Source organism: Paraburkholderia sp. MM6662-R1, assembly GCF_050436245.1.
Classification (GTDB): domain Bacteria; phylum Pseudomonadota; class Gammaproteobacteria; order Burkholderiales; family Burkholderiaceae; genus Paraburkholderia; species Paraburkholderia tuberum.
This window is the reverse complement of the sequence record NZ_JBNDLV010000004.1, coordinates 2,589,910-2,606,253: the sequence shown is the minus strand read 5'-3', so window position 1 is coordinate 2,606,253 and position 16,344 is coordinate 2,589,910. Positions and strand designations below refer to the sequence as shown.

Sequence of the window (16,344 nt, the reverse complement as noted above, 5' to 3'; positions counted from 1 at the left end):
GACTTTTCTTGGTTCATTTTCTTTGGGGCCCGGTTTGTCTAAAGCCTGGTTCTTCTTTATTTTTCTTCGCTCCGTTCTCCTGCTTCCCTTGTAGTTGCCGCATTCTCAGCGGACTAGCCACTGAGGTGAGTCGCGGCGCAGAACGAGCTTGACCCTTGATCGCGCGATCGTGCTATCGCTTCGTCAGTGTGAATTTGAAACCGTCCGTTTTCATCGAATTCCACGCCGCTGGTGACATCGGCGCGAAACCTACCGGCCGTATCTGGTTTTGTATCTGGCCGGTCGCCATTTAACACCCCATAAAATCGCGGTCCTCCTTTGCTATGGTGGTTTGGCCTTCCCAGGCAACCCTCATAGGAGGATGTGATGCTGGACACCTACCTGGTAGCACCCAAAACCTTGAAACGCCTGCGCTCGGGACCCAGCGGAGTCTTCATTGACGACTTTGCTGACGCGCTTGAACGAGACGGATATTCTGCGGCCAGTGCCATACGTTACCTGCGAGCTGCCGACCATCTTGGTCGCTTCATGCTGGCACACGGCGGTACCCTGGCCGATACTGGTCCACAAACCCCGAAAACCTTCTTTCGTCATCTGCCAACTTGCACTTGCCCGGAAGTAAAAGGTGGCAGGACCGGCCACCACGTCTATTTCGGCGCCAAACGCTTTCGCGAATACCTGATCGAGATCGGCGTCTGCCCGGACGACAAGCCTTCGATTGCAGAGATTCGGGAGCCGGCAATCGTGGGTGGTTTCCGGCGATGGTTGCAAAAGCACCGGGGTGCAAAGGAGCCGACCATTCGGCTCTACTGTCGTGATGCCGCAGTGATGCTGAAAGTGCTTGGCGATGACGCCAGCCAGTGGGATCCGAAGCAGATACGTACGTTCCTGCTGAACAGTGCTTGCAGTTGTGGTGCTGGTACCGCTGAAAAGCGGGTCACTAGCGCGCGAGCCTTCTTACGCTACCTCGGTGTTCACGATCTGTGTCGGCCGGGTCTCGATCAGGCGGTTCCGTCGTTGGCGCATTGGCGCCTGGCGTCACTGCCAAGGTGTCTGAGCGCTGACGAAGTTGATCGCCTGATCGCCGCATGCGATGACGATTCACGCAGGCGTCTTCGCGATCGTGCGATCGTCCTCCTGCTTGTGCGACTTGGGGTTCGCGCAGGTGACCTGGCGAACCTTCGCTTGAGCGATATCGAGTGGGACTCCGGGACGCTACGTGTCTTGGGAAAGGGGCGCTATGAAGTTCGCCTTCCGCTGCCGCAGGATGCTGGCGAGGCACTTCTGCGGTATCTCGAATCGCGACCTCGGGTTGCCGGCAGCGACCATGTCTTTGTTAGAAACATCGCACCCGTCAAGCCGCATATCTCAGGCGACGGCATATCTTCGATAGTGAAGCGCGCACTAAAACGGGCCGGGGTGAGTTCGCCCGCCAAAGGTGCACATCTGCTGCGCCACACGGCGGCGACTGAGATGTTGCGCCACGGGCTTCCCCTCGACCAGGTTGGCCTGATCCTGAGGCATCGCGGCATTGATACCACGGCGTATTACGCCAAGGTCGACGTAGCGCTGCCCAGCCAAATCGCTCGGCCATGGCCGGAGGTGGCGAAATGATGCCCGCCGTGGAGTCCTATCTTGCCGCGCGGCGTGCCGCCGGATTCAAACTGCTGAACGCAGACTACCTGTTGCGCAGTTTCGCGTGCTTTGCTGTCAACCGCGGTGAAATGCACGTTTGCACGCAGACAGCAATCGACTGGGCCGGCGAGGCTGCGTCGGTGGCCCAGCGTGACGCAAGGCTAAAGACCGTGTGTCGGTTCGTCCGGTACATGCGTATGGAAGATCAAAACCATGAACTACCACCCGCCCGCCACTTTGGTTACCGAAAGACGCGTCGCGTTCCGTTCATCTACACCTGCGCTGACATTGAGCGCTTGATCAACACGGCCTTGCAATCGGGCCCTCGGGGCACGTTGCAACCACAAACGTATGCGACATTAATTGCCCTGCTGTTAGCCACGGGCATGCGGATCTCGGAGGCCCTGAACCTGCGGCTTGCCGACATGACTTCCGAAGGACTGCTCATTCGAAAGAGCAAATTCCAGAAGACCCGTCTGGTTCCACTGCACGAGACAGCGGCGGCGGGTCTGAAGAGGTATTTAGCACTGCGGCGACGAGCCTGCCCGGGTGACGACCATGTGTTCGTTGATGACGACGGTCACGCGCTCAGATACACGGTTACTTACTGGATGTTCCAGAAGCTGCTGAAGTTCGCCGGCATCGGCACCGCCCACAACGGCCACCGTCCCCGCTTGCATGAGCTCAGACACACGTTCGCCGTCAGGGCACTGGAGGCAAGCCCGGAAGGCCGAGACCGGGTCGGGCGGCACATGTTGGCCCTTGCGACCTACATGGGACACGTCACCATCAACGCCACCTATTGGTATCTCGAGGCCACGCCCGAGCTCCTGCGCGACATTGCTGTCGCTGCAGAGGGGTTTCTCACCGGAGAACAGAAATGATGCCGATCGCACCGCACATTGTTGCATTCCTTCGTCAAAACCTTGCCCATGAGAGAGGCGCCAGCCAACACACCTGCGACTCCTATGCTTGCACCTTCCAGCTTCTGTTCGAGTTCGCCGCCAGGCGACTCAAGGTGACGCCCTCGTCGCTAGCACTGGAGCAGCTCGATGCGAGGCTGATCAGTGACTTCCTGGAATATCTCGAAGATGCGCGCCACAATTCGCCTGAGACGCGTAATGTCCGGCTGGCAGCAATCAGGTCATTCTTCCACTTCCTTGAGTATCGCGAGCCCGCGATTCTTGAGCAAGCGCGACGAATCCTGGGCATTCCCTATAAGAAAACCGATTCCCGCTTGGTGCCATATCTGCTCGAGGATGAGGTTCGGGCTCTGCTCGATGCGCCAGATCCGTCAACGCGCGAGGGTATTCGGGACCGGGCGATGCTGCATCTGGCCATCTGCGGCGGCCTGCGTGTATCGGAGCTGACGGGATTACATACCGCCGATGTTGTGCTCCCGTCGTTGAGCATCCGTGTTCACGGCAAGGGCCGGCGGGAGCGCGCGTTGCCCCTGTGGAAAACAACCGCTAACGCGTTGCGTGCCTGGATGGTGGTACGGGGAACTGTCGCAGTACCGGAATTGTTCGTTAATGCACGGGGCGAAGCGATGAGCCGTTGGGGTTTCGCGTATGTCCTTAAATGCCACACTGCGACGGCTAGTCATAAGTGCCCCTCGCTGTCGAAGAAGCAGGTATCACCGCACGTCTTGAGGCACACCTGTGCAATGATAGTACTGCGAAGCACTCAGGACATCCGAAAGGTTTCCCTGTGGCTCGGGCACAGCGATCTGGCGACCACTGAAATCTACACCCGCGCTGATCCAACTGAGAAGCTCGAAGCCCTCAACGCGATCGTCCCACCGCATTTGCGCAGGGGTTCGTTCCGGCCGTCCGATAAGGTAATCGCCATGCTCAGGGCCAAGCTTTAATGGAGAGCTGAACGGGCGCGGAGTTCGCTCCGTGCTCGCTCAGGGGGTGCCTTCTCCCCATAGGAAAACACTTCCCATAAGGCAGGAGTTGTAGGCAACCTCGATCCGGTCGCAGCCGGCGCAGCGCAGCACATGCCCCCCGAGTGCCGCACTGCGGCACTGTTCGATGGCCGACATGACCTTCAGCTGCCCCAGGCTCAGCGCTACCGTGCGCCGCCACGCCGGCCCGCAGGCGCGGAAGATATCCGCGACCTCCAGCACGAGGTGCTCCGCGTGCGGCCGGGCTAGCCGGCGGGCAGGCGGTCCAGCGGACTGACCACCTTGCGCAGGAGGTCAGTGGCAACCTGGGTATAGAGCGTGGTGGTCTCGATCTGCCTGTGTCCAAGGAGCACCTGGATCACGCGGATATCCTCCTTCTGTTCCAGCAGGTGCGTGGCAAAGGAATGCCTCAGCGTGTGCATGGATACGCGCTTGTCGATGTTTGCGGTCTCGGCGGCCGCATGGATGGCGCGGGTCAGTTGCCGCGTGCTGAGCGGGTCGATCGGATCGAGGCCCGGAAAGAGATCCTATGTAGCGGGAGGTCTGCCGACGAACTGATCGATAAAATCAGTCAGTCGAACCCGCTACAAGGAGAGCATCATGCGCACGGATCAGACGAGCACAACGGGTGGTGAGGAACCGCTGCTGGCGGTGTCACTCGAACTTGCCGCAGCACACTGGAAGATCGCACTGCACGACGGCCAGCGCGAGAAGCCAGCCGTGCACACGCTAGCACAGCCGCAAGCCGCCGCCCGCCTGCAGGCGGCACTCAGCCTGATCGAACAGCACAGGCAGAAGTGGTCGCTGCCAGCCGGCGTGCGCATCGTCGTAAGCTACGAAGCCGGCCGCGACGCATTCTGGATCTTGCGCGCGTTGCAGGCGCAACACGTCGAGTGCTACGTCGTCGATCCAGCCAGCATTCCGGTCGAGCGTCACAAGCGGCGCGCCAAGACCGACCGGCTCGATGCCATCAAGCTGGTCATCAACCTGCGCGCGTGGCTTCGTGGCGAGCGCGACCGCATGCACGTGGTTCACGTGCCGTCGCCGCAGGACGAAGCGTCACGTCACTTGATGCGCGATCGCGGGCAACTGCAGAAGGAAGTGCTGCAGCATCGTGACCGCATGCGCAAGCTGCTACGCACGCTTGGCTGCTGGGATGAGGTCGATGACAAGGTCTTCGCCGGCCGGCTCTCCCGTGACGAGGTGAAGTGCCACGACGCCGCGCCGCTGCCGCCTGAGCTGCGGGAGCGGCTGCTGCGCGAGTGCGAACGGCTGGCGCTGGCGCAGCAGCAACTCGCAGCGCTGGAGAAGACGCGGCAGGCGAGCGTGCCGGCACCCGCGCGTCAGCGAAGCGATGATCTGGCGCGCCTGAAAGGGATCGGCGAAGTCGGCGCGTCGCGCCTCGCGCTCGAACTGTTCTGGCGATCCTTCAGTAACCGGCGCCAGGTGGGTGCGTGCGTCGGGCTGGTGCCGCAGCCCTACGACAGCGGCGAGAGCCACGTGGACCAGGGGATCAGCAAGCAGGGCAACCGACGGGTGCGTGCCCTGCTGATCGAGATGGCGTGGTGCTGGCTGCGCTACCAACCCGGCAGTGCGATGACGCGCTGGTTCAACCAGCGCACGCAGGGCACGGGACCGAATCGTCGCGCGCGGCGCATTGCAATCGTCGCAGTGGCGCGGCGCCTCGCGATTGCGCTCTGGCGCTATCTTAAAGACGGCGTGATACCCGAAGGCGCGCAGTTGAAGCCAGTCTGACTCTGCAAAGTACCGCAACACCGCGACGACGAAACGGATGATGGACAATTTGAAGTGGGCATGCCCGTGCGGGTGGCGGGTTGCTGAGGCGACCGATTTAACAGATGGGGCATGCTCCCGGACAAGTTTCCGGCTTAACGCGCATAGAGGATGAGGCTGGCCATGCGTCAGCGGATAGAAGTTGGTGAGACGCTCCCGTCTTACGCGCGCGATAACAGGCTTCAGATCAAGAACGCAGACTGGATTGCAGCAACGGGTGATGGCGGTGTAAATCCGTCAGGATATGTCGCGAAAATGCGCTTGTATGGTGGAGAGTGCAACAATCCGCACTCGCCACCATACGCAAGCATGTCGACCCTGGCGGCGGCTCAAGGGTCCGCTGCGCCAGGCTTTGCCTGCCCTTGACTCGGCTAGGCGCTTCCGCACCGACGCCCAGAGGGATCTGACCGATGATTTGTGATAGGCCTTGACAACTTCCTGCTCATAGAAGCCACCCGCCATCGAGCATGCAGCCCTGGGCACGGGCAACGCGCCACCAGACGCGCAGACGTTCGAGCAGGACCGGCGAGAGCATCGCGTAGCGGTCACGGCGGCCCTTGCCCTGCTCGATGCGCAGGGTCATGCGCTGGCTGTCGATGTCGCTGACCCTGAGGGCGACCACTTCGCTCGCACGCAGCCCGGCGCCATAGGCGACCGACAGCGCGGTCTGGTGCTTGAGGTTTCCGGCTGCCGCGATGAGCCGGCGCACCTCCTCGGGGCTGAGCACAACCGGGAGCGTGCGAGGCACGCGTACCGGCTGCATCCGCGCCATCAGCTCAGGCCGGCCGAGCGTGACTTCGAAGAAGAACTTCAGACCGCTGATCGCGGCGTTCAGCGACACCGGCGACGCGCCGTGATCGACCAGATGCAGCTGATAGTCCCGGAGGTCCTCGACAGTGGCGGTATCGGGTAAACGCCCGAGGTATCGGGCGAACTGACGTACGGCACGCAGGTAGGCGGCCTGGGTCTTGGGTGCGAACTTGCGCATGCGCAAGTCCTCAAGCATACGGCGGCGCAGCGGGCTGATGCCCGGATCGGAGGAGGTCATGATGGGGCTCCTGCTGGAGGACGAGGCGGATTGCCTCAACCACCAACATAAGCGCCGGCGCCACTGGCCTCCCATTCGCCGCCAGAGACGGGCCGCAGCCCCCTACCGCGCGAGCGGTTTAGTCCATTCGGCCAATGCCGACGTTGGAGAGGACTGGGTTCTACGTCGGCAATGGGACGGATTGCCGACGGTGGCGGCATCGAGCGGCCGGGCGGCCGCCTCCTGCATCAGCGAACTCACACTCCCGACCCGTTGCGGCCGGTCGACACCCGTCCTCCTCTACGTCTCTTGTCGAGGTACAACGGCCGTTCCATCATTATCTTCGGTCAGCGGGCCAGTGAGGACTTTGGTGCGATGAAAGTCGGACTCGTCGGGCGACGAAATTGCCTTGACGAGTTCAATTGTCGGCATAGACTTTTTTGACCCCCGTAGGAAGCTCGAGGTGCAGCCTGTGCTCCGATAGATTGGCGGATTCTCGCGGGAGCGGTGCATCGAACGTTCGATAACCTCTCTAACCCGCGGAGACCTGCTATGGCTCACATCTTTGGCATAACATTTATCGCGAGCGATCGCGTGTTTGGTGTTGAAAACTGGGGTGGGCGTTCTCCTAACCTAACCTCCGCGCCGATACAGGCTCCTCTCCTGGGCGCGATTTCTAGCGCCCCAGTATGCGTTGGAGGCATAGTCGATGCGGACTTTCGCGTCTATGTCCTTGCGAATGGAACAATCTTCTTTTACCAGGATGGCAATGATTTAAGTAGCTTGACCAGGACGTTTGACGTCGGGCACGCTACACAATGGTCGTTGGCGCACGGGGGCAATACCTTATACGTCGGAACCGGAATTTATGGATCGGATCCTTCCGAGGAGTTGCTTATCGCTCTTGACGACACCACCGGCAACGCTCGATGGTCCAAACCGCTGCCGGGAGTGCCCTTGTTTCCGGCCTCAATGGTGTATGGCGGAGCCCCCTCACCAAGACACCTGAACGCACCTGAGCGCGTGATTGTTACCGCCGCTCCCAATATCGCTGCTTTTGATGCTAAAACCGGCGCCAAATTATGGAGCGAACCTAGCGGCCAAGGGGCCGGCCAGGTCGTTTCAGGTGAGTACGTTTACTACTATGGCGAAAATGGCCTGTTTGCGCGCTCAGTTATGAATGGCCACTTGCTCTGGTCCTGGATCACCAGAATTGGCTTTAGTCGTCCGGCGGTCCTCGGAAACTCTGTATATGTTACGGCGGGTTCGAATCAAATCTACGCGCTTGATGCGCGGACGGGGCAAGTGTTGTGGCAGGTAGAGAATCCCTATCAAAATCCTGGCAATCCCGTTGCTTACGAATACGAAGGCCAGACGCTAGTCATCTTTGAGGTCGGAAGGTACTTCATTGAAGATTCTTTTCTCGTTGGGTTGGACGGCGCCACCGGCGCGCTTTTATGGAAGTCTGATACTCCCGTCGCCGGTGCAATGCAGGCCTGCACAGATCCGATTTCAATCTTCTCTGGAGGTGTCCAGGTGGGGACGCCCGACGGAAGACTGGTGACCTTGAATGGCCTCAGCGGGGAATTGTGGTGGCAACTACAGTTGTCGGACATCGGGTTTAGCTCGAGCCCAACGTGGGCCCCCTACTAGTCTAGCGCTTCGTCTTCGAAGCCATTTTCCACCGTGCTATTTTTGGCGGCCAGAGGCACCTTGCCCGGGTAAGTACATTCGTCGGACACAGGCGAGCCAGCCAGACTTGGCTGCTCTCGCTCTTTCATTAGCTTCCTTTCGGAGAAAAGCATGAGCGCACCTCTTTCGCCAGAGACGATTGCCATCGTTAAATCTACTGCTCCCGTCATACAACAGTATGGCGTTGCGATCACGACCCGGATGTACGAGCGGCTTTTCGTTGATCCGGAAATGAGAGATCTTTTTGATGAGGCGGCCCAAAAGTCGGGGGAGCAACCGAAGCGACTGGCTGCCGCGTTACTCGCCTTTGCGAGTAACGCGGACAACCTCGACATTTTGACAGCGGCGATAGAGCACATCGCCGCACGCCACGTAGCGATGCGTGTTAAGCCTGAGCACTATCCTGCGGTCGCTAACGCGTTGCTTCCCGCCATCAAGGATGTGCTCGGCGACGCCGCGGAGGAGCGCGTCCTGAACGCTTGGGGCGAGGCGTACTGGTTTCTGGCAGAAGTCTTGAAGAGCCGCGAGAACACACTCTATACGCATAGGGAATGATGCAATTCGGCTTGTCAGCGACCACAGCTAGATTGCAAAAGTCTCGCGAGACAAAAAGATGTGAACGTCAGAGTGGTTGGCCAACGATGCGACGGACAGGACCGGCGCGCACATGTCTGTTCGCGAGCCGGAGCAGACATTTGAATGTCCCGTCGCGCCCTCGGACGAACGGCAGGAGTTGGCCGTGTGCCGACCCATGCAATTTGCATACACAACGTCAACCTCGCGAGGCTGCGATCGGCAGCACACGACCGAGGCCGAGTGAAAACGCCAAAGTACTCAGGTTTTGGGTGTCTCTTTACCCTTCCGGAGTAGTTACCAGGCCAATACAGAGCGATCCGGAGGGTCAATTTTTTCGAGCACCGCATTTCGCATGCGTTTTGACACGGACTCGACCCGAAGCTGCCTTATGCGCCAGAGATCTGCTACGGCCGTTCCCAAGGTACACTGGTCATTCGACCTTCGTGGCAAACGACAAAAGTTCGGCCTTAGTTGACGGTCGGTGATCCGCGACTCCGCGGCGGCTGCGCGCTCCATTCGCCAGCAGACACAGGTAACCGGATGATGGAGCGACGGCGGCGGAAACCCTATTCGAGGGCAAAGAAGTAAGGAAGGTGGAAATTATGAATGTTCGGCATGTTGAAAGATTCGTTGTCCTGCTCGCGCACCCGGCTTTCTTCGGGGAGATTTTCATCCCGTTTACTATCTATGAGTGCGCGCAACGATACAGTAACTAGCTCGACCAGAGAATTCTGAACCTGTTCAATATCCGATATAAGGTTCTCCAATCCTGTTTGCCAGTTAGCAGGGTCTGCTCTATAGTAAAAGGATGTCGCCGTCATAACACTGGATGTCAGGAATAACGTACTCATGGCAAGATCACCACGAATCATTTCGAATCCAATCTCATTGGTTCTTATTTCCTCCACCCCTCTTTGAAGCTGCTCAAAGGTGCCGAAATGCATGGCATCCATATTTCTAGCGTCGGACAACCACTTGCAACCAGACGCATCTGCGTTGAATTTCTTTAGTAAGGATCTGCCACGGTCCTCGCCAATCAAGGAAAAGCAGCGCTTGAATAAAAATTCCTTGACATCGCGATTACCATTTATCGTCTTCTGTGCCTCATGGAGTTTCCCAGCATGAAGGCGCGCGAAAAGTATGGTCTGAAACATGTTCGCATCCTTCATCGCTTGAGGCTGATCCACCGTACCCTTACTGACAAACGTGAGTTTCGCCAACGCCATCGTTTCGTTGTATATATGCCCGAGCATATTTAGGGCGTATATTTCTTGGTCTGAAAAATCCGCCAATGCGGAATATGGTATTTCCAAATGCCTAGTATTATAACTATTCATTATGTTTGCACTCGTTCGTCTTCAACAGTCGAATGGCCGGTTAGTGGTGGCGGAGCCGACGCCTGACCGCCGGTTCACGTGAGCGGCGGGTTGTGGCGGCCTCCTGCCGCTGGACCGCCTTCCATCCTAGGCGCACGATCGACGGTTACACCCGCACCGGTGCCCCGTCACGCCGCCAATCGATGCTCGTAGTACGGCCGCTCCCGATCGTCCAGAATCGCATGCAGCGCGGCGAGATTCTCCGGATCGGGGTTCAGCCACGCATCGACACTCTCGCGTTTGACAGGCACGATGCAGCGGTCATGCCCCGCCGCGGCTACCTCGGGCGGCGGCTCGTCTGTGATCGCTGCAAACGACAGAAGGTCCGGCTCGCCGGGCGCCGTCCAGCGCGACCACAGACACGCAACGAGCATTTCGCCGCCGGCGCGCGGGCGGAATTCAAGGACGACGTTCTCGTCTTCCTCGCCCTCCTTCAGCTCGCGCCCTTCCATCTTTGCGCGACTCACGTTCTCATAGAACGCGGACACGATCATCACGCCGTGAGAGTATCCGAATAGCTGCTTCCAGAAGCCTTCGAGATTGTCGCGACGCGCGTTGTACGTGCCGGGGTACTTCGCGTCGTAGAACGGCGGCTTGCCCGCTGGTCGACACTGATACCGCATCGGCTTGATGACCCGGTGCCCGTCCTCGATGACCATGACAGGCGCATAGCCGCCGGGGAAAATCCGCGAATCCCGATCTTTCAGTTCAACACGACGGATGTCATCCAGACGACGCCGGGCCGCGTCGATCTTGTCAGTCGCGATGCGCCTGCTTTCCGTTGCCACCTTGGTGGTTTTGATCTGGAGGATGCGTTCAGCGTCCGCAAGACGCGCGCGCTGCTTGAACATCTCTTGCTCAAGCGCTGCGGTCTGCTCCAAATCGAATTCGTCGATCAGCGCCTTAATCTCGCGCTCGATGTCGGTCTTAGGGTCGGCAAACGCCGCGTCCACGGCCTTGGGAATCTTGATCTTCTTTTTCTGCGAGCGCTCCCAGTACAGTTGCGCGGACTCGCGGAGGCCGATGTCCGCACCAAATTGCCTCACGTACTTACGATAGTCGGCTTCTATCTGTGCCGAGTAGCACATAGCGCCACCCCTGGTTTTTGAGATGACATCTATGATACTGCCGGGGTTCGTCGATATACTGTATTTTTATACAGTATATCATCGTGACCCAGTTTCGATACCCTGACGCCGCGACCGACCACCACTGCCGTCGTTGCGAGCATTGGGGCGGCGACATCGCCGGCGGAGCACATGCCCTATGCCTGTGGAACAAGCAGAAGCAGGTGCGAGCACAGCCAGAGCGCGGATGCGTGTATTGGCTATGCCTCCGACCTGACCTAGCGCGGTGTCAGCAGTCTCATCCGTAGTTCAGTGAAGGTCGTGTGCACTCGCCTGTAGCGCCATTGCAGGTCCTCTATCGTCTCGTCAACGGCTTTTATGCCTCTCCATCGTCGCTCGGGCTCAGGTATGTTTTCCGAGAACGTGTCGACAAGACGCACATTCAGGAGATAGCTTCGTACTTGGCTGACACCGGCGTCAGGTGGCTCACCATCTCGAAACATAGGTTCACTGACAACGGTTCCGAAGTAGTCGGTAATAGTCCCGAGGAACTCGGATAGCACATCATCATCTGCGATGCCGAATTGGTTCCTCCACCGACCACTTGCGAGCATACCAGCTTGGAGGGCATGCGCTTTCGTACGAAGACTGTCTGACAAAATGATGTCGCGTTTGATCTCGGAAAGAACGGGATGCGACTCAGTGAACGGTATAGTGACATCGGACATCACCACGACGTATCGCCTGAAGCTTTCCAGGTAGTCTTTATGTGCAGCTTCGAGGTCCGACATGGTCGGCTGGATAAAGTCGACGAAAAATGCCCGATCGACTTTCTCTCGACGATCTATGAGCTGGATGACACGGTCGGTGATTGCGACACCCGCCGTAATCATTTCGGCGATCATGACTTTTCACTCCTGAGGCGACGGCATTAGCCTCCTCCGGATGAGGAGCCTTTTAGAGGATAGCCGATATTGTGAGTTCGCTGATGTAGGACGCTGCGCCCATCCGCGCGATGCCGCTAACGTCGGCTGTCCGCCGGCGGATTCAACCGGTCGATGCAATAGTTTGGTTAAACCGCTCGGCTGGCGTTTCGTAGTTCAGTGTCTTCCTCGGACGTTCATTGAGGCGTCTCGCCACAGCATTGAGTTTGACCTGTGAATACACCGACAGGTCGGTACCTTTCGGGAAGTACTGCCTCAACAGTCCATTCGTGTTCTCGTTCGAACCACGCTGCCAGGGATGTTGTGGATCGCAGAAGTAGACGGCAATGTCAGTGGCAACAGTAAAGCGTTTGTGGCTGGCCATTTCCGTGCCGCGATCCCAGGTTAGCGATTTGTAGAGTTCCTGCGGCAATTTGCAGGCATGTTTGATTAGCGCATTGGCAACCGCCTCGCTGTCCTTGCTCGCAATCTTCACCAGCATGACATAGCGTGTCTGGCGTTCGACGAGCGTCGCAATCTGGCTGCTCCCGCTGCCGCCTCGAGCATTTCGCCGCCGCATTTGTCCTTTGCGTGCCTCCGCCAACGGCCCGGCCGATCCCGTTCGGCGAGGCGAGCGGTCGGCAGCACGCGACCCTGAGCCGCCCCTCGAGCAGGCGCAGACTGAGCGGCAGCTTTCAAGGATAGAACGGCCACCGCTCCACTGGAGCAGGCGGCAACCGTTGCGGTCGTTGCACTCATTTGCTATCGCCGTTGGTCCAAGGAAAGTTGGCCGCACTGGGACGCTTCGGTTGAGACGAATGTCGATCACCGAGCGGCCATCGCGGAAAGCGTCGACCTGGGAGATTAGTGCCTCAGTTTTCACCTTGTCTCGAAGAATCTCTTCCGGAACCGCGGCGAACCGGTACAGTGAATCAAACTCGAAACGTTTAACGAAGCTATTCGCGAGGAATCCGGCTCGTAGCTTCGCTTTACGGCACCGACACGAGCGACTACGCTGCTATGAGAGCCGCGCTGGTCCGCCCTGAAGTTATCGCAACACGTTGCGCCTTGCCTTCGAGGAGAGCACGCGGCGGACGCCGAACAACTCTATTCAAGCTGGAGCTTCGTCGATGAACCCCGAAATCTATCAGCCGTCTATTGAAGCCTGCGATGCTTGTGCCGCTGCCTGCGATCGCTGCGCATCCGCCTGCCTCGATGAACCGGGCCGGGTTAACATGGCCAAATGTATTCGCCTCAACGCCGATTGCGCTTCGCTATGCCGCCTCACATCTGCGGCCTTGGCTCGACAAAGCCATTTCGCACCCGAGTTTTGCGAACTCTGCGCACGGATCTGTGACGAGTGCGCCGATGAATGTGCGCGGCACGCACCCGAGCACTGCGGAACATGCAGCGATGCGTCCCGGAGATGCGCGGAAGCCTGCCGGGCAATCTAGTGTCTTGCTCAGCATCAGCGCGCCCGCCGACGGCCAGCGCGTCGCGTATCGGGTCGGAAATGCCGCACCCGGTTTGAGGCATTTCGTTATACAGAAGTGTCGTAGCCGTCGCGCAAGATCTGAATGGTGATCACAGCATCCATGACTCGCTGCATGCCAATCCACAGCGTCTTCGCGCCCGGTTCGCCGTCGCTCTTGCGCCCCAGAAACCCGCCCAGTGACGCAATCATCCTTATCATCTGGTTCAGTGTCGGCGGTTTTTTCGGACGCGGCTTTTTTGAGAGCACATGAGCGCCATGTATTTCGTCAGCCGCAAGGAACAAGGACGCGTCCAACTCCGGACATGTCCTGCCCAGACGCATGAGCCGTGCGATACGCCACGATACGACCATGTACAGCGCAAGTGCCTTCTCCACTCGCTCCATCTGCGAGAGTTGCAGCGCCTCAACCCGGCAGGCGTTCTTCAGGACATTGAACAAGGGTACGTCATTCTGCCCGTCAACATCTCTCGCATGACATCGTAGTGCGCTACCGCTTCCACCCCCTTGTGGGTGAGCGTCTCGCGGTGGTCCGGCTGCATTACGTCAACGATGAGCCCTGCTACGTCATCCGGCGCTCTAATGGCACGACGGTGTCCGTCCCCGCGTGGATGACCGAGCTTGCGGCCGCCAATGTGCGAGTCGTCCAGCAATCGCGCTTGTCCATTGCAGCGCTACTGGAGCTTTGCCGTTGTGTATCGACGTTCTTATCCTTACGGGATAGCCCAAGCCCAACAGGAGAACTCGATGCCGCCCCTCCCAATGGTTCAGATAGCGCTGTTCGAAGACGCCGGCGCAGTCCCCTTGCCGACACTACCGCAGGACGTTCAGCTCCAACTGCAGCAGCAGATGGTGCAGTGGATGCGAGCCATCGCCGTGGCTATCAACCAGGAGGAAGACGATGAACAAGATCACCGCTGAACATCTGTCGCGGCTAGGCTGGTATCGAACGCTGGTCGCCATCGTCAACAAGCACGCGCGAATCCTCTGGGCGATCCTCGCCAAAGGCGAGCGCTTCGATCCCTCCCATACCCCAATCCGTCCGTCGTGACTCGTGAGCCGCACCACGATCCCTGAAACGCAGGACACCACCGTACAGCACCCCAAAGGACGCAACAGGCATGGATAGCGACAGGTCAGACCGGCAGCAGGCGAACTCGAGGAAGCTCCAGGCGACGCATCTGATGCGTGGCGCCGCGCTCCGGATGGAGTCCTGCTGCGCGGTTACTATCCGGGCCCGGGCACAGAAGAGACAGTGCCCCCAACGAGGCCGTTTATAGGTATGCAGTCTGCCCCGCCGCCGATCTGCCATCGCGTCCGCCACAACATCGGAATCAATCAATGACCGAATGAACCTCAAGCTTGCAAAAAGGGGAAAGTCCTTCTATGAGCAGGAAGTTGTCAACGTCTTTCGCGAACAGTCTCATGAATCATCGGTCAGGTCCTTCTGCGCCTCCACGTGCGTGCGGAGGCGCGTAATCGGGCAAGGGCGGGCTTCAGCCTGGCGCCAGCGGACCCTTGACGCGGCGAAGGGTTCGGAATGCTGGCGAAGGCTGGTGAGCGCGGGTTATTGCGCTCGTCAGCATGCAAGCCGGTCTGCGTCCTTGGTCTGAAGCCGCTCGTCGCGCGCGTCGGACCTGACGTCCGACTACCTTCTATCCGCTGGCACTTTGCCAGCCTCATCCTGCATGCGCATTACGCCGGAACCTTGTCCCGGGGAGCATGCCCCATCTGTCAAAGCGGCTACGTCGGTAACCCGGCGGGTGGGCGGGCATGTCCACTTCAAACCGTCATACATTGGCTCCGCGGGGTTGCATGATTGCCTTATTACGATATCTCGCTGGTCACACTGACTTCAGCTGCGCGCCTTCAGGGATGATGCCGTCCTTCAGGTAGCGCCATAGCGCAATCGCCAGACGTCGCGCCACCGCGACGATCGCGATGCGGCGCGCGCGGCGGTTGGCGCCGGTGCCTTGGGTGCGCTGGTCGAACCACTGCGTCAGTGCACTGCCGGGCTGATAGCGCAGCCAGGTCCACGCCATCTCAACCAGTAACGCGCGTACCCTCCGGTTACCCTGTCTGCTGATGCCCTGATCGGTATGGCTCTGGCCGCTGTCGTAGGGCTGCGGCACCAGTCCGACGCAGGCGCCCACCTGGCGGCGGTTGCTGAACTCCCGCCAGAACAGCTCGAGGGCGAGGCGCGACGCACCCACTTCGCCAATCCCCTTCAGGCGCGCGAGGGCATCGCTTCGTTCGCGCGCAGGAGGCGACACGCTCGCCTTACGCGTCTTCTCCAGCGTTGCGAGTTGCTGCTGCGCCAGCGCCAGTCGTTCGCACTCGCGCAGCAGCCGCTCACGCAGCTCGGGCGGCAGCGGCGTGCCGTCGTGGCACTTCACCTCGTTACGGGCGAGCCGGCCAGCGAAGGCCCGGTGGTCGACCTCATCCCAGCAGCCGAGCGTGGCTAACAGTTTGCGCATGCGGTCGCGGTGCTGCAGCACTTCCTTCTGCAACTGGCCGCGATCGCGCATCAGCTGGCGCGACGCCTCGTCCTGTGGCGACGGCACGTGGACCACGTGCATGCGATCGCGCTCGCCGCGTAGCCACGCGCGCAGATTCATCACAAGCTTGATGGCATCGAGCCGGTCAGTTTTCGCGCGCCGCTTGTGGCGTTCGACCGGAATGCTCGCCGGATTGTGGCGCGACAATCTGGATGAGAGACGCGCGACAATCAAGTTGAGAATGTCGCGGTAGGGATGATGATGCCGACGTTGATTGACGCTGGCAAGCGTTTATTGATTGACGCGCGCGACAATCAAGCTGATGGTTGCTCTTCGGTCGTTTAGGATTGCTGTG

Annotated in this window: 11 protein-coding genes and 7 pseudogenes; 9 read left to right on the top strand and 9 right to left on the bottom strand. The window is 59.5% G+C overall.

Annotated elements, in window-relative coordinates; all coding sequences use genetic code 11:
- The first annotated feature begins 366 nt into the window (after positions 1 to 366).
- From OKW39_RS41895 to OKW39_RS41885, 3 genes are read left to right on the top strand one after another with little or no spacing between them, the layout of a single operon-like run.
- Positions 367 to 1,614: a tyrosine-type recombinase/integrase gene (locus tag OKW39_RS41895; protein ID WP_429565352.1), complete on the top strand. Its 1,248-nt coding sequence runs from the start codon at positions 367 to 369 to the stop codon at positions 1,612 to 1,614.
- Positions 1,611 to 2,519 carry a tyrosine-type recombinase/integrase gene (locus tag OKW39_RS41890; protein WP_429565351.1) on the top strand — a complete coding sequence of 303 codons (909 nt, stop codon included), beginning with the start codon at positions 1,611 to 1,613 and terminating at the stop codon, positions 2,517 to 2,519. Before OKW39_RS41895 ends, OKW39_RS41890 begins: the two co-directional genes overlap by 4 nt.
- Positions 2,516 to 3,505 (top strand): tyrosine-type recombinase/integrase, encoded by a 990-nt coding sequence (locus OKW39_RS41885; RefSeq protein WP_429565350.1) that lies wholly within the window; start codon positions 2,516 to 2,518, stop codon positions 3,503 to 3,505. Before OKW39_RS41890 ends, OKW39_RS41885 begins: the two co-directional genes overlap by 4 nt.
- A gap of 81 nt (positions 3,506 to 3,586) precedes the next feature.
- On the opposite strand, the pseudogene OKW39_RS41880 reads toward OKW39_RS41885, so the two are convergent.
- Positions 3,587 to 3,766: pseudogene (locus OKW39_RS41880) on the bottom strand (transposase zinc-binding domain-containing protein); the annotation flags it as partial.
- Between the two features lie 23 nt (positions 3,767 to 3,789).
- Positions 3,790 to 4,068, bottom strand: a pseudogene (locus OKW39_RS41875) (tyrosine-type recombinase/integrase); the annotation flags it as partial.
- A 76-nt stretch (positions 4,069 to 4,144) separates the two neighbouring features.
- Here OKW39_RS41875 and OKW39_RS41870 point away from each other — a divergent pair.
- Positions 4,145 to 5,299, top strand: a complete 1,155-nt coding sequence (locus tag OKW39_RS41870) for an IS110 family transposase (protein ID WP_429565349.1) — start codon at positions 4,145 to 4,147, stop codon at positions 5,297 to 5,299.
- A 487-nt stretch (positions 5,300 to 5,786) separates the two neighbouring features.
- On the opposite strand, the pseudogene OKW39_RS41865 reads toward OKW39_RS41870, so the two are convergent.
- Positions 5,787 to 6,386, bottom strand: a pseudogene (locus OKW39_RS41865) (tyrosine-type recombinase/integrase); the annotation flags it as partial.
- A gap of 531 nt (positions 6,387 to 6,917) precedes the next feature.
- On the opposite strand from OKW39_RS41865, the gene OKW39_RS41860 reads away from it, so the two are divergent.
- The gene (locus tag OKW39_RS41860) at positions 6,918 to 8,018 is read left to right on the top strand and encodes a PQQ-binding-like beta-propeller repeat protein (protein ID WP_429565348.1); all 1,101 of its coding nucleotides are present in this window, start codon (positions 6,918 to 6,920) and stop codon (positions 8,016 to 8,018) included.
- Between the two features lie 150 nt (positions 8,019 to 8,168).
- Entirely contained in the window at positions 8,169 to 8,612 is a 444-nt protein-coding gene (locus OKW39_RS41855) for a globin domain-containing protein (protein ID WP_429348369.1), read from the top strand.
- A 587-nt stretch (positions 8,613 to 9,199) separates the two neighbouring features.
- Here OKW39_RS41855 and OKW39_RS41850 read toward each other — a convergent pair.
- The 4 genes and pseudogenes from OKW39_RS41850 to OKW39_RS41835 all read right to left on the bottom strand — a co-directional run.
- Entirely contained in the window at positions 9,200 to 9,970 is a 771-nt protein-coding gene (locus OKW39_RS41850) for a hypothetical protein (RefSeq protein ID WP_429565347.1), read from the bottom strand.
- 167 nt (positions 9,971 to 10,137) lie between these two features.
- Positions 10,138 to 11,097, bottom strand: coding sequence for an SOS response-associated peptidase family protein (locus OKW39_RS41845; RefSeq protein ID WP_429565346.1), 960 nt, complete (start codon positions 11,095 to 11,097; stop codon positions 10,138 to 10,140).
- 257 nt (positions 11,098 to 11,354) lie between these two features.
- Complete coding sequence (locus tag OKW39_RS41840; protein WP_429565345.1) at positions 11,355 to 11,981, bottom strand: hypothetical protein; 627 nt, start codon at positions 11,979 to 11,981, stop codon at positions 11,355 to 11,357.
- A 142-nt stretch (positions 11,982 to 12,123) separates the two neighbouring features.
- A pseudogene (locus OKW39_RS41835) lies at positions 12,124 to 12,555 on the bottom strand (IS30 family transposase); the annotation flags it as partial.
- Positions 12,556 to 13,129: 574 nt separating this feature from the next.
- On the opposite strand from OKW39_RS41835, the gene OKW39_RS41830 reads away from it, so the two are divergent.
- A complete protein-coding gene (locus OKW39_RS41830; RefSeq protein WP_084754057.1) occupies positions 13,130 to 13,453 on the top strand; it encodes a four-helix bundle copper-binding protein in 324 nt (107 codons plus the stop codon).
- Between the two features lie 86 nt (positions 13,454 to 13,539).
- Here OKW39_RS41830 and OKW39_RS41825 read toward each other — a convergent pair.
- Positions 13,540 to 13,929, bottom strand: a pseudogene (locus OKW39_RS41825) (IS4 family transposase); the annotation flags it as partial.
- A 309-nt stretch (positions 13,930 to 14,238) separates the two neighbouring features.
- Here OKW39_RS41825 and OKW39_RS41820 point away from each other — a divergent pair.
- Both OKW39_RS41820 and OKW39_RS41815 read left to right on the top strand, forming a co-directional pair.
- Entirely contained in the window at positions 14,239 to 14,412 is a 174-nt protein-coding gene (locus OKW39_RS41820) for a hypothetical protein (RefSeq protein WP_429565344.1), read from the top strand.
- Between the two features lie 10 nt (positions 14,413 to 14,422).
- Positions 14,423 to 14,542: pseudogene (locus OKW39_RS41815) on the top strand (IS110 family transposase); the annotation flags it as partial.
- Between the two features lie 793 nt (positions 14,543 to 15,335).
- On the opposite strand, the pseudogene OKW39_RS41810 reads toward OKW39_RS41815, so the two are convergent.
- Positions 15,336 to 16,184, bottom strand: a pseudogene (locus OKW39_RS41810) (IS110 family transposase); the annotation flags it as partial.
- Between the last annotated feature and the right edge of the window lie 160 nt (positions 16,185 to 16,344).

Excerpts from the sequence above, each read along its gene's own strand:
- OKW39_RS41870 (WP_429565349.1), top strand. The coding sequence starts at position 4,145 with ATGCGCACGGATCAGACGAGCACAACGGGTGGTGAGGAACCGCTGCTG.
- OKW39_RS41860 (WP_429565348.1), top strand. The coding sequence starts at position 6,918 with ATGGCTCACATCTTTGGCATAACATTTATCGCGAGCGATCGCGTGTTT.
- OKW39_RS41895 (WP_429565352.1), top strand. The coding sequence starts at position 367 with ATGCTGGACACCTACCTGGTAGCACCCAAAACCTTGAAACGCCTGCGC.
- OKW39_RS41885 (WP_429565350.1), top strand. The coding sequence starts at position 2,516 with ATGATGCCGATCGCACCGCACATTGTTGCATTCCTTCGTCAAAACCTT.
- OKW39_RS41845 (WP_429565346.1), bottom strand. The coding sequence starts at position 11,097 with ATGTGCTACTCGGCACAGATAGAAGCCGACTATCGTAAGTACGTGAGG.
- OKW39_RS41890 (WP_429565351.1), top strand. The coding sequence starts at position 1,611 with ATGATGCCCGCCGTGGAGTCCTATCTTGCCGCGCGGCGTGCCGCCGGA.
- OKW39_RS41830 (WP_084754057.1), top strand. The coding sequence starts at position 13,130 with ATGAACCCCGAAATCTATCAGCCGTCTATTGAAGCCTGCGATGCTTGT.
- OKW39_RS41855 (WP_429348369.1), top strand. The coding sequence starts at position 8,169 with ATGAGCGCACCTCTTTCGCCAGAGACGATTGCCATCGTTAAATCTACT.
- OKW39_RS41840 (WP_429565345.1), bottom strand. The coding sequence starts at position 11,981 with ATGATCGCCGAAATGATTACGGCGGGTGTCGCAATCACCGACCGTGTC.
- OKW39_RS41850 (WP_429565347.1), bottom strand. The coding sequence starts at position 9,970 with ATGAATAGTTATAATACTAGGCATTTGGAAATACCATATTCCGCATTG.
- OKW39_RS41820 (WP_429565344.1), top strand. The coding sequence starts at position 14,239 with ATGCCGCCCCTCCCAATGGTTCAGATAGCGCTGTTCGAAGACGCCGGC.